The sequence below is a fragment of the Achromobacter sp. UMC71 genome, assembly GCF_014170305.1.
Taxonomy (GTDB): Bacteria; Pseudomonadota; Gammaproteobacteria; order Burkholderiales; family Burkholderiaceae_B; genus Achromobacter.
Genome location: NZ_LZZT01000044.1, coordinates 62,422 through 74,150, shown reverse-complemented (window position 1 = coordinate 74,150; position 11,729 = coordinate 62,422). Strand labels below are relative to the sequence as shown.

Genomic DNA, 11,729 nt, shown 5'->3' with positions numbered 1-11,729 from the left:
AGCGTGACCGGTGTCCGCGTGTACAAGGGCTGCAACGTGCGGCGGCCCTGCACGTCGGTGAACAACAGCCAGATGCGCGGCGACGCCAGCGTCGCCGGGCTCGGATCGAGGTTCGTCACATACAGCGTGAAACGGCCGCCGGCTTCGTAAAGCTGCGTGCCCAGGTGGCCGCGCACCGACAGTTGCAGCCCCTGCATCGGCGCGCGCTGTTGCGGCGCGTAGGCGTGCTTGTCGATCTTCAGGTCGGCGTAGCGCACCCATTTCAGCGGCGCATCCGCCTGGCCGGCCGGATAGCGCACCTGCAGCCACTGCGGACGCAGCGCGACCACGTCCAGGCGCTCGCCGGCTTGGGCGGTCCGGGTCACGGGCGCTTTGATGTCGGGCGCGTCGTACAGGTCCAGCCGGCTGACCGGCACCCGGCTGTCACCGTCCAGCGGCGAGCCTTCGCCATCGATCTGGATGTGCGCCACCGCACCCTTGCCGTCGAAACGGGTGTTGACCTCGAACGTCTCGTCTTCCAGGTCGAACAGCGCCCGGCTCATCCAATGCACCGGGCGCGCCGTGCCGTCGGGACGCAGCACGTAATCCTCGGATCCGTAACTGTCCGCGCCATAGCGGCACCCCACCGAGAAGGCGGCCCGCTTCGGGTCGAATACGGGGTTCACGAACTGGTGGCAAGGGCTGCTGTCGGGCGCGGGATGCCGGATTTCCTGGAAGGTGCCGTCTTTGGGGCGGTACAGGAACAGGCGCGCATAGAGCTGGGTACTGCCGCCGCTCTGGCCGATGACCAGATCGCGGTAGCCGTCGTGGTTGATGTCGGGGGTCTGGACCTGGTCGACGGCGTCGTCGTCCAGGCGCGCCAGTTCCTGCGGGGCGCCGCCGCGCACGCGCACGCTGACGCGTTGCGCGCCGCTGCCGTCGATGGTCACGACCGCCGGCAGGTCCGGCTTGATGGCGTAGGGGATATCCCGCGCGTACGCGTTGGCGCCGGCGATGGCCAGTGCGGCCGCAAGCAGAAACGTCTTCAAGGCACTGCCTCCGGATCTTCGTTTCGGCGAATTATGCCTTAGCGGGGCGACCGTGTTCCTGAGTAGAATCGACGGATAGCTTGCGATGCCTGCCATGAACCTGCCGTTTCCCATCCGTCAAGAATGCCCCCCGGGCGCCTGTGAATGCGACCGCGACCGGCTGCTGGCCGATCCGGCGGCGGACGCGCGCATTCTCATGCTGACCAAAGAGCAGGAAAAGATCCTGGTGGCGCGGCTGGAGCGTATCGACAGCCTGGAAGACCTGCGCGCCATGCAGGGCCGCATGCAGGCGCAACTGGGCATCGTGGTGCGCATCGCGCCCAGCGACAACGAAGTGCGCACCTCGCGCGGCATCGCCATCCAGCTCGATGAACAGCCGGGCCTGTGCCGCAAGACACGTTCGTCGATTCCGGCTGCCATCCGCCGCGGCTTCGACAACAAGCCCGAAATCGTCTACGCGCTACTGAACGAGCGCGACCTGCTGAACGGCACGTAGGGTCGGGGCCCGTGGTGCGGTGTTGGGGTCGATGCCACGCAGCTGACCCCGCGGGGCGGGCTATTTGCCGCGCGGCACGGGGCAGGGCGCCAACGGCACGACGTCGGCCGGCGTGCGGCCCGCTTCGGGCCGGGTATCCAGTCTTTTGCCGCTGCGCGCCGGATAGGCCAGCAGCACGGCGCTGCCCGCATCCAGCTTGGGCGCATTGGGGCCGCCATAGGCCACGGTCCAGCCGCGCACAGCCAGCGGCGCCAGCGTGTATTGCAGCGGCGCGCCGGGCGAGACGTGCGCGACCTTGCCGGCGAACAATTCCTGCTGGCGCGTGTCGGCGCCATTGACGGACAGGTAGGTGGCGATGCTGACCAGCGCCGCGGATTCGCCGTGGCGCGCGAGGATGGCGGTTTCGTATTTGCCCGGGGGGATGGCGGCGAGGCTGATATGGATGTCGCCTTGGGGTTGACCGCCGGCGTCCAGCCGCACGCCGGTGATGTCGGCGCGGGCCAGCGGCGCCGAGCCGGTGTTGCGCACCCGTACGCTGTACTGGCCCGACGTGCCGGTCAGGGTGCAGACTTCGACGCCGTAGGACGCGGCGGCCGTGTTCGCGCGGACTGGCGCGAATGCGGTCAACAGAACGGCGGCGGGCAGGCTGGCGGCGCGGAAAAGTCGGGACGGCACGGTACGCTCCTGTAAGGAGGCAGCGCGCCGGGACGCCGCGATGCCTGCCTTATTACACCACTTGGCGGCCAGGGCCGTCGGCCTGGGCCCGTTTGCCCGCCAGCCAGTGCAGGATCAGCGCCAGCACCAGCAGGGCGGCCATGATGAAGCCCCAGAAGATCCATCCCAGCACCGAGATCCAGGTGCCCAGGCTGCCGGCGGCCGGCAATATCTGGTTCAAGGCCTGCACCAGCCAGACCAGGCTGGCTTGCAGCGATTGGATGAGGCCGGCGTCCGCCCAGGGCGCGGCCCAGGCGGGGGCCACCCATTGCGAGGATTGCAGCGCCTCGCTGCCAGGCACCTGCGCGGTGGCGACCGTTGCCAGCACCCAGTCCGCGAGCTGCAGCGTGATCGCCACCAGCCCGGTCCATAGCGCGGCCAGCACGGCGAAAGCGAGCCAGATGATTTTCTTCATTGTGGGGTACTCCGATGATTCGTAAAAAAGAAACGCCACGATAGAGCGGATTCCGTTTCTGAAAAACCAGTGTCTTTGTGACAATCATTAAGAAAAAACCGAAGTTTTGGCTTGGGCCAGGATTTTGGCCTGAGCCAGGATCTGCTGGACCAGCGGGTGATGCTGTCCCCGACGGTTGCGGATGGCGTAGATTTCCTCGTGCACGCTGTCGCAGCGGGCCAGCGGCCGCAGGCCGCGCAACAGGCCGACGTCGTCCCCGCCCAGGCGGCTGAGCGGAAACACCCCCAGCCCGCGGGCGGCAAAGACCGACATCAGCGCGCTGTCCTCGAATTCTCCCACCACATTGGGCCGCAGCCCCTGTTCATTGAACCAGCGGTCCAGCGTCTGGCGCAGCACCGAATGGCCCGTGGGCAGTAGTACTGGCAGGCGCTCCAGGCAGTGCGGAAAATCCTGGGTTTCCGACTTGCGCACCAGCCGCGCCGGGCCGTACCAGTCCACCGGGGAGGACACCAGCCGGTCGCTGGTCAGGCGCAGGTTCGGGTTGGCCGGCGCGCCCTGGCCGGCCAGCACCAGATCCAGGTGGTGGCGAGCCAATTCGCCCATCAGTTCCTCGACTTCGCCTTCGTGGCAGGTCAGGCGCAGGTCGGGCGTGTCCAGCACGGGGCCCAGCAGCGCATGGGCGGCCAGCTTGGAAATGCCGTCCGACAGGCCCACCGACAGCCGGATCACCGGCTTGGTGGCGGCCGCGCGCACCTCCTGGGGCAGTTCCTGGCCGATCTGGAAGATCTCTTCGGCGCGGGCAAAGGCGGCCTGGCCGGCGTCGGTCAGGGCCACGCCGCGCCCGGCGGGGCGCAGCAGCTGGTGGCCCAGGTTCTTTTCCAGCTCGCGCACCTGGGCGCTGATGGTCTGGATGGCCATGTCCAGCCGCTCGGCGGCGCGGGAAAAGCCGCCTTCCTTGGCAACCATCCAGAAATAGTAGAGATGACGGTAATTGAGCATGGTGCGATTCACTTCGGTTTTTTCGAACCATAACTCACTTTCAGGCTGATTTCTCCAGTGGCCCAGGATCCGGATCATGGGGGCCTTCGAACACAAGCGGGAACATCATGGAAGCCTTGCTCTCATTTCTTCATACCGACTTCGTCGGCACGCCGGCCTGGAGCTGGCTGCTCTTCATGGGCATCGTCGCGGCCTTGCTGGCCTTTGACCTTGGCGTCCTGCACAAGGACGACCGCGAGATCGGCGTGCGCGAAAGCCTGCTGTTGTCTGCCGGCTACATCACCGCGGCCCTGCTGTTCGGCGGTTGGGTCTGGTGGCAGATGGGCCCGGCCAGCGGCATGGCCTATTACACGGGTTTCCTGATCGAGAAATCGCTGTCGCTGGACAATGTCTTCGTGATCGCGCTGATCTTCAGCTTCTTTGCGATCCCGCGCCAGTTCCAGCACCGCGTGCTGTTCTGGGGCATCCTGGGGGTGATCGTGCTGCGCGCCATCATGATCGGCCTGGGCGCCGCGCTGGTCAGCAACTTCGGCTGGTTGATGTATCTGTTCGGCGCGTTCCTGGTGTTCACGGGCATCAAGATGTGGATGATCGCGGACCAGGAGCCGGACATTGCCACCAACCCGATCCTGACGTTCCTCAAGCGCCGCATGCGGGTGACGGATGGGCTGCGCGGCAACGCCTTCTGGGTGCGCGAGCCGGACCCGGCGACGTCCAAGCCGGTGCGTTGGGCCACGCCGCTGTTCCTGGCCCTGGTATTGATCGAGTTCGTGGACCTGTTGTTCGCGGTGGATTCGGTGCCGGCGATCTTCGCCATCACCACCGACCCGTTCATCGTGTACACCAGCAACATCTTCGCGATTCTGGGCCTGCGTGCGCTGTACTTCGCGCTGGCGGCGATGATCCACCGCTTCCACTACCTGAAGTACGCGCTGTCGCTGGTTCTGGTGTTCATCGGCACCAAGATCTTCCTGGTGGGTTTCATCGGCAAGATCCCCGCGGTGGTGTCGCTGTCGGTGACCTTCGGCCTGATTGCGGGCGGCGTGCTGTTCTCGCTGTGGAAAACCCGCTCGGGTGCGCAGCAGCCTGAACTGAAGACCGAGTAATCGAAGACCGAGTCATCGCGGTAAGCGTTGCGGCCCCTGCCCGCCAATTGGCGGGCAGGGGCTTTTTTCATGGCGCGGACATGTCGCCGGCGGGGGGTTCCAGCGTGCGCAGAAAGCCGGCGATGGCCTCGGCCGCGGCCCGGGGGGCGGCCTGCAGCAGGCAGTGGGGCGCGTCGATGTCGACGATGCGGGTCTGCGGCGCCAGGCGCTGGACCAGCGCGGCGGCGGCAGACGAGACCAGCCGGTCGTGGCGGGCGCGCAGGTACAGCACCGGCAGGCGCACCGTGGCGAAGGCGGCGGTCTGGTCCGCGCTCATCACGGCCTTGAGGCGGGCGCGCATGACGGCGGGGGCGACCTGCGCCACCGCGTCATCCACCGCGCCGCGCAGCCCTGGCGTGGCGTAGGGACCGAGCAGCAGGGCGTGCAGCGCCCGGCGAGGCAGCCAAGTGACGGGCAGCCAGTCGGCCAGCGGACGCGCCAGGGCCAGGCGCGGCAGGGGCGAGCGCACGAACGAGGCGCACAGGATCAGGCCGCGCAGGTTCGGCGGCGGCGTGGCCGCGATGGCGGCGCCCAGCGGCCCCGAAAACGATTCGGCGAGCAGCACGAATGGCGTGTGCGCGGGCAGGGCCTGGCGCACGCGTGTTTCCAGGCTGGCGTAGTCCAGCGCGTCGGTGCCGGGATAGCGCAGCACGACGGGGGGCGGGTCGGAAGGCAAGGCGGATAGTAGCGGGGCAAACAGCTCGCCCGTGCCATCCATGCCGGGTAACAGGACCAGACGGGTCATTCGCGGGTTCCGATGAGGCGGTAGCCGCATTCTGACAGGCAAAATACATATCTGTGGAATATCGAATGTGCAGCGACTATATATTTGTAATATGAAATCGCGCGGCGTAGAGTGCAGGGCATATACAGACCCCGAAGGAGCCGTCATGAGCTGGTCCGCCAAGCAGTATTCCGCCTTTGAAAACGAACGCACGCGCCCGGTGCGCGACCTGGTCGCCGCGCTACCCAACGAGGCCGTCGCGACCGCCGTCGACCTGGGTTGCGGCCCGGGCAATTCCACTGAAGTGCTGGCCAGCCGTTACCCGCAGGCGGCAGTCACAGGCATGGATAGCTCCGACGATATGGTGCAGGCCGCCCGGAAGCGCCTGCCCGGCATCGCGTTCGAGCTGGCCGATATCGAAACCTGGAATCCGCCGCGTCAGTACGACGTGATCCTGGCCAATGCCGCGCTGCAATGGGTGCCCGACCACGAGACGCTGTATCCGCGCCTGGTCGGCAAGCTGGCGCCCAGTGGCAGTCTGGCGGTGCAGACGCCGGACAACCTGGAAGAACCGGCCCACAGGCTGGCGCGCGAGGTAGCCGCAGACGGCCCCTGGGCGTCCAGGATCGGCGGCGTCAAGCATCCGCCGCGCCATAGCGCGGCCTGGTACTACGAATTGCTCAAGCCGCACTGCGGCCGGCTGGACGTGTGGCGCACGACCTACCTGCACCCGCTGGCGGGCGCGCAGGCGGTGGTGGAATGGTTCAAGGGAACGGCATTGCGGCCCTACCTGAACAAGCTGGACGCGGACGAGCAGGCCGCCTTTCTGGCGCGCTACCTGGACGAGATCAGCCGCGCCTATCCGGCCTTGGCGGACGGCACCGTGCTGCTGCCGTTCCCGCGCCTGTTCCTGGTGGCCGGGCCCAAGTAAGCCGCGGTTCCGCCCGTGTGGCAACCGCCCGGGCGCGATGGTCTCAGGCTGCCGTGCGGTCGTCGGTCTTGTCCGAGAAATAGCGTGCGGGCGTCTGCCCCAGCGCCTTGCGGAACATGGTGATGAAGGCGCTGACCGATTCGTAGCCCAGGTCTTCCGCGGTGCGCTGCACCGACACGCCGGACGACAGGCGTTGCAGCGCCATCACGATATGCATCTGCTGGCGCCAGCGGCCAAAGCTCATGCCGACCTCCTGCTGCACCAATCGCGCCAGCGTGCGCTCGCTCATGGCCAGTCGCCGGCCCCATTCGGCCACCGTGCTGCGGTCCGCCGGATCGGCGCGCAGGGCGGCGGCGATCTCTCGCAGGCGCGGATGATCCGACAGTGGCAGGTGCAATTGCTCGGTGGGCAATTGCGCCAGCTGTTCGACCAGCACGCCGGCCAGCCGGCGGTTGGCGGGATCCGCGGTGGCGGCGGGTGCCAGGTCGGCCAGGTAGGCCACCATTTCACGCACCAGCGGCGTGATGGCCAGGGTGCAGCACTGGCCGGGCAGGTCGGGCGTGTCGGCCGGCACGAACAGGAAGCAGACCCGGCCGTTGTCGGTGATCCGGTTGCTGTGCGGCACGCCGCCGGGAATCCAGACGGCGCTGCCCGGCGGCACCATCCACAGGCCTTGCGGCACGAAGCTGGTGACGCCGCCCTGCAACGACAGTACCAGTTGCCCCATGCGGTGGCGGTGGGTGGGGGACTCGTGCTCATTGCGGGCCGCATCCACCCGCATCGCGTAGGTCCATTGCGATGGCGTGTCGGGATCGAAATAGGGGCTGTGTTCTTCCGGGGGATACATGGCAGGACCAGGTTTGGCAGGATTTGGGGATATTTTGTCATTATCTCGAAATTCAGCAGCCACGCCATTGCTTAAGCTTGCGGCATGAATGCTCCTGCCCCTTCTCTCGCTTCCCAACGCCCCGTCTTGCTGATCGTGGGCATCCTCTGCATCGCCATGGCCCTGCGCGCGCCCTTCACCGGCGTGGCGCCGCTGATCGGCCTGATCCGCGGACAGCTCGGTCTGTCGTCGTCCGCCGCCGGCATGCTGATCGCGCTGCCGCTGCTGGCGTTCGCGATCGTGTCGCTGGCGGCGGCTGGCATGGCGCGCCGCCACGGGCTGGAACGCACCTTGTTCGCGGCGATGGTGGTGGTCGCCGCAGGTATCGTGCTGCGCAGCCAGGGCGCGGCCTGGGCCCTGTATGCCGGCACCGCGGTCATCGGCGCGGGCATCGCCATCGGCAACGTGCTGCTGCCCAGCCTGCTCAAGCGCGATTTTCCGCAGCGCGTGGCCGGGCTGACCTCGGCCTACGTGCTGACCATGAGCATCGCGGCCGGCGCCGCGTCGGCGCTGGCGGTGCCGCTGGCCACGCTGGCTGGCGGCGACTGGCGCTTTTCCTCGCTGTGCCTGCTGGTGGTGCCGCTCGTGGCGCTGTCGCTGTGGTTGCCGCAACTGGCCAACCACACGCCGCCCGCGGCCACCACGGCCCACGCGCCTCACGGTGGCCGGTTGTGGCATTCGCCGCTGGCCTGGCAGGTGACGCTGTACCTGGGTATCAATTCCTTCGTGTTCTACGTGGCGGTGAGCTGGCTGCCGGCGATCCTGCGCGACGCGGGCTATTCGGCCGAGCGCGCGGGTTCGCTGCACGGCCTGCTGCAGCTGATGTCGGCCGGGCCGGCCCTGTTCCTGACGCAGGTGGTGCGCCGCATGAAAGACCAGCGCGCCGCCGCGTTCTGCTCGGCGGGCGCGTCGTTCGTGGCGCTGGCCGGCCTGATCCTGGCGCCCGCCTGGGCCACGCTGTGGATCGTGTTCCTGGGCCTGGGCACCGGCGGCGGCATCATCCTGGGCCTGATGTTCGTGGGCCTGCGCGCCAGCCATGCGCAGCAGGCGGCCGCGCTGTCGGGCATGGCGCAATGCGTGGGTTACCTGTTCGCGGCCAGCGGCCCGGCGCTGGTCGGCGCCCTGCACGATCACCTGGGCGGCTGGTCGGTGGCGCTGGGCCTGTGCGCCGTGCTGTGCCTGGTGATGGCAGGCATCGGGCTGCTGGCTGGCCGGGCCATTCAGATCGGCCAATTCCGGCGGCACGATGCCGCCGGCGCCAAGGCGGGCTAAGAAGGCACCAAGGGCGCCTGGCGCGTCAAGAGCGCCAACGCCAAGCCTTCACATCAGGGCTTGGCGCCCTGGGCGCGCCACAGGCGCACCAGCGTGTCGGGGGCCTCGGCTTCCGGCACGTCGAACACGAGGCTGGCGGTATCGCCGCCGGCCGGATCCCGGAACACCAGTTCCACATGGAAGTAACGCTGGTCGCCGCCTTGCGCGCCGCATTCCGGCGAGGCCAGCGGGGCGGATCGCCGCAGCGCGTCGCCCACTTCCTGGCGCAGGCCGGGCGGGCAGGCGGTCAGGTCGATGCTGCGCGGTTGCGACAGGCCGGGCAGGTAGGCCAGGCCGCCTTCGCGCGTCAGGCTCACGCGCAGCGCGAACTCAAGCGGGGGCAAGTCGATCATGTCGGCACTCCCACCGCGGCCCAGGCGGCCGCTACGGCCTTGTGCGCCGCCGCGCCATGATGCGTGCGTGCGATGTCGATGGTCAGGCGCGCAAAGGCGGAGAAGTCGGCGTCGTGGGGCAGCCGCTTGTCGCACAGTGTGTCGTACCAGATGCGGCCGGCGACGGCCCAGGCCGGCCCGTCCAGCGCGGTGGCGGCCAGATGGAAGGCGCGGTTGGGGATGCCGGAATTGATGTGGACGCCGCCGTTGTCGCGCGGCGTGTCGACATAGGCGTTCATGTGGGCCGGTTGCGGGTCCTTGCCCAGCACCGGATCATCGTAGGCGCTGCCGGGCTCGGCCATCGAGCGCAACGCGCGTGCCTGCACCTTGGGCAGGAACAGCCCCTGGCCGACTAGCCAGTCGGCCTCGCGCGCCTTCTGGCCCAGTGCATATTGCTTGACCAGCGCGCCGAACACATCGCATAGGGATTCGTTCAAGGCGCCGGACTGGCCCTGGTAGGCCAGCGCCGCTTCCGTGTCGATGACGCCGTGCGTGAGCTCGTGGCCGATGATGTCCACGGCCACCGTGAAACGGTTGAAGACTTCGCCGTCGCCATCGCCAAACACCATCTGCGCGCCGTTCCAGAAGGCGTTGTCGTAGTCTTCGCCATAATGCACGGAGCCCACCAGCGGCAGGCCGCTGCCGTCGATCGAGTCGCGCTGGTAGATGTCCCAGAACAGTTTGTAGGTGGCGCCCAGGTGCGCGTAGGCCTCGTCCACTGCGGCGTCGCGGCTGGCCGGCGCGCCTTCGGCGCGCACCAGCCGGCCGGGCAGGGTGGTGCTGTTCTCGGCGTCATGCACCGCGCGCTGCGGCGTGCCGGCGGTGGCTCGCGGGCGCGGTTCGGTCAGGCGCGCGCGAGCCGGCGGTTCGGCCAGTTCGCGCAGTCCGCGCTGCTGCTGGTCCAGGATCAGGGTCTTGACCGCCGGCATGCTGACGCGCTGATCGGCGTGCTGTGCGAGGCGGTCCAGGACGTAGGGCGGGATCACGCCGATCAGCGGCGTGGACTCGGAAGGGCGCGGCATCGTCGGTCTCCGTCTGAGGACTGTGCGGGCGCGGCGCCAGGCCGGGAAGCCGCGGCCGGGCCACGCTTTACGGTAGCAGAAGGGTATCGAAGGCAGGCGTAACAGTGTGCGGCGCGATGCGAGGAACGATGAGCCGCGCGGCGCCGCGGCCTGCCGCCGGCAATGCGCTCAGCGGCCCTATTCGCCGTCGAGGACGCGGTTCATGTGCAGGGCGGGCGCCGCCATGAAGTCGCTGAACGAGGCGATGTCGCCGTATTCCTCGTGTTCGATATCCCAATAGCCGATGCATTGGGTCTTGGGATTCCAGACCAGCACGGTGTCGGCATAGTCGCCCGAGGCGCGGCTCAGGCGCAGCACCTTCCTGCGTCCGGCCTGCATCGCGATGGTGTCGGTGAGGGCGAAAAATTCCACGAAGCCGAAATCGCTCTCCGGTAATTCGATGCGGCGCTGTTCGCCCTGCAGGAAATCGAGTAATTCCGAAGACAGCTTGTAGGGCTTGAGCTCATGCAGCTTGTTGGCAACGCTGTGCAGTTCGGGTGCTTCCAGAGATTTGAGATACTCCGCCAGCGCCGTGTCGTCCTGTTCGACGGCGACCGTGTAGGGGCGTTCGCCGTCGCGATTGCTCATGGACACGTCGGCGCCGTGTTCGACCAGCAGGCGGCACATTTCCGCATCGCGATTGCGCGCGGCTACCAGCAAAGGTGTCGCACTATCGGAAAACACCTGGTCCCGTTCCTGGAAATTGACGTTCACGCCGTGCGCGAGAAAGAACGCCACCGCCTGTTGGTTGCGGTTGAATACCGCGGAGCGGAAGGCCTCGCCGCCGTGTTCGGCCACGGTATGTCCGAGGGCGTCGATGACGGGCAAATGCTTGGTTTTCTTGCCGTACAGCGCCTGTTGATAAGCATCGCCGCCGACCTTGCGCCGGGCGTGGACGTCGGCGCCCTGCCGGGCCAGATAACGCATCAGGTCCGGGGTGCCATAGCGGGCGGCCAGCACGAAGGCGGGCGCCTGCGGGTGATTCAGCTTGGCGCCGCGTTCGGTCAGCCAATGGACCGATGCCGCCGCATTGGCCGCGAGCGCAAGCGCGATGGGAGGGGCTTGCACGTGCTGGCTCAGCGCGATGGCGGCGTCGATATCCGTCCCGTCCGCCAGGAACGCATCGAGCGCGGCGATATCGCCGGCCAGAAGCGCGGCGACGAATGGCGGCACGTCGGGAAAGTTGCCGAGATCCGCAATACTTGCCATGAGGTCGAACTCCGGGATTGCTGGGGGCCTGTCGAGGACGCGGCGATTTTGCCATGGCAGCGGTGATGATGGCCGGCTGCCCCGGTCCCATTCCCGGAAGATACCGCATGCCCGACTATCGTATCGGCCACGTTGCGCAGACCGATACCCATCTTGCGCTGACGTTCGCTGCCGTCGAGGCAACGATCTGACAAGATGAAACATCCGTAACTTTCCTGTCGGTTTTACAGGGACGCACTCGCGCTAGAATCGCTGGCTTCTATCCCGGGGGGGAGTATCAGATGCGCTATTTCCTGATCTTGGTTGGGGCGGCCGTGGTCGCCTATCTGCTCGCGCGTGGCATCGCCGCCGTGCTCTCGGATCGTCAACGCAATAAATCAGAAAAGGACTCCAAGTGAAGCCGACCGACCTGCAGATC

General features: G+C 67.6%; 14 protein-coding genes. 5 read left to right on the top strand and 9 right to left on the bottom strand.

What is annotated here, in order from left to right; genetic code table 11:
- Positions 1-1,028 (bottom strand): SH3 domain-containing protein (locus A9974_RS21030; RefSeq protein WP_183006108.1); only part of this gene is annotated, 1,028 nt, incomplete at its 3' end.
- 94 nt (positions 1,029-1,122) lie between these two features.
- Between A9974_RS21030 and A9974_RS21025 the strand changes: the two genes are divergently transcribed.
- Positions 1,123-1,524 carry a hypothetical protein gene (locus tag A9974_RS21025; RefSeq protein ID WP_183006118.1) on the top strand — a complete coding sequence of 134 codons (402 nt, stop codon included), beginning with the start codon at positions 1,123-1,125 and terminating at the stop codon, positions 1,522-1,524.
- A gap of 60 nt (positions 1,525-1,584) precedes the next feature.
- On the opposite strand, the gene A9974_RS21020 is transcribed toward A9974_RS21025, so the two are convergent.
- The 3 genes from A9974_RS21020 to A9974_RS21010 all read right to left on the bottom strand — a co-directional run bounded on the left by A9974_RS21020 (position 1,585) and on the right by A9974_RS21010 (position 3,652).
- Positions 1,585-2,199 (bottom strand): hypothetical protein, encoded by a 615-nt coding sequence (locus tag A9974_RS21020; protein WP_183006107.1) that lies wholly within the window; start codon positions 2,197-2,199, stop codon positions 1,585-1,587.
- Between the two features lie 52 nt (positions 2,200-2,251).
- Positions 2,252-2,653 (bottom strand): hypothetical protein, encoded by a 402-nt coding sequence (locus A9974_RS21015; protein ID WP_183006106.1) that lies wholly within the window; start codon positions 2,651-2,653, stop codon positions 2,252-2,254.
- A gap of 87 nt (positions 2,654-2,740) precedes the next feature.
- Entirely contained in the window at positions 2,741-3,652 is a 912-nt protein-coding gene (locus A9974_RS21010; RefSeq protein WP_183006105.1) for a LysR family transcriptional regulator, read from the bottom strand.
- Between the two features lie 107 nt (positions 3,653-3,759).
- On the opposite strand from A9974_RS21010, the gene A9974_RS21005 reads away from it, so the two are divergent.
- Positions 3,760-4,758, top strand: coding sequence for a TerC family protein (locus A9974_RS21005; protein ID WP_183006104.1), 999 nt, complete (start codon positions 3,760-3,762; stop codon positions 4,756-4,758).
- A 67-nt stretch (positions 4,759-4,825) separates the two neighbouring features.
- On the opposite strand, the gene A9974_RS21000 is transcribed toward A9974_RS21005, so the two are convergent.
- Positions 4,826-5,542, bottom strand: coding sequence for an alpha/beta fold hydrolase (locus A9974_RS21000; protein ID WP_183006103.1), 717 nt, complete (start codon positions 5,540-5,542; stop codon positions 4,826-4,828).
- Positions 5,543-5,687: 145 nt separating this feature from the next.
- On the opposite strand from A9974_RS21000, the gene tam reads away from it, so the two are divergent.
- Positions 5,688-6,452 (top strand): trans-aconitate 2-methyltransferase, encoded by a 765-nt coding sequence (tam, locus tag A9974_RS20995; protein WP_183006102.1) that lies wholly within the window; start codon positions 5,688-5,690, stop codon positions 6,450-6,452.
- Positions 6,453-6,495: 43 nt separating this feature from the next.
- Here the strand turns inward: tam and A9974_RS20990 are convergent, their stop codons facing one another.
- Positions 6,496-7,299: a helix-turn-helix domain-containing protein gene (locus A9974_RS20990; protein WP_183006101.1), complete on the bottom strand. Its 804-nt coding sequence runs from the start codon at positions 7,297-7,299 to the stop codon at positions 6,496-6,498.
- A gap of 84 nt (positions 7,300-7,383) precedes the next feature.
- Here A9974_RS20990 and A9974_RS20985 point away from each other — a divergent pair, with 84 nt between their 5' ends.
- On the top strand, positions 7,384-8,610 hold the full coding sequence (locus A9974_RS20985) for an MFS transporter (RefSeq protein WP_183006100.1): 1,227 nt from the start codon (positions 7,384-7,386) through the stop codon (positions 8,608-8,610).
- 53 nt (positions 8,611-8,663) lie between these two features.
- On the opposite strand, the gene A9974_RS20980 is transcribed toward A9974_RS20985, so the two are convergent.
- The 3 genes from A9974_RS20980 to A9974_RS20970 form a co-directional block, all read right to left on the bottom strand.
- Positions 8,664-9,002 carry a protealysin inhibitor emfourin gene (locus tag A9974_RS20980; RefSeq protein WP_183006099.1) on the bottom strand — a complete coding sequence of 113 codons (339 nt, stop codon included), beginning with the start codon at positions 9,000-9,002 and terminating at the stop codon, positions 8,664-8,666.
- Complete coding sequence (locus A9974_RS20975; RefSeq protein WP_183006098.1) at positions 8,999-10,063, bottom strand: M4 family metallopeptidase; 1,065 nt, start codon at positions 10,061-10,063, stop codon at positions 8,999-9,001. Before A9974_RS20975 ends, A9974_RS20980 begins: the two co-directional genes overlap by 4 nt.
- Before the next feature lie 177 nt (positions 10,064-10,240).
- Positions 10,241-11,311 carry an ankyrin repeat domain-containing protein gene (locus tag A9974_RS20970; protein ID WP_183006097.1) on the bottom strand — a complete coding sequence of 357 codons (1,071 nt, stop codon included), beginning with the start codon at positions 11,309-11,311 and terminating at the stop codon, positions 10,241-10,243.
- A 53-nt stretch (positions 11,312-11,364) separates the two neighbouring features.
- On the opposite strand from A9974_RS20970, the gene A9974_RS20965 reads away from it, so the two are divergent.
- Complete coding sequence (locus tag A9974_RS20965; RefSeq protein ID WP_183006096.1) at positions 11,365-11,502, top strand: hypothetical protein; 138 nt, start codon at positions 11,365-11,367, stop codon at positions 11,500-11,502.
- Positions 11,503-11,729: the final 227 nt, after the last annotated feature.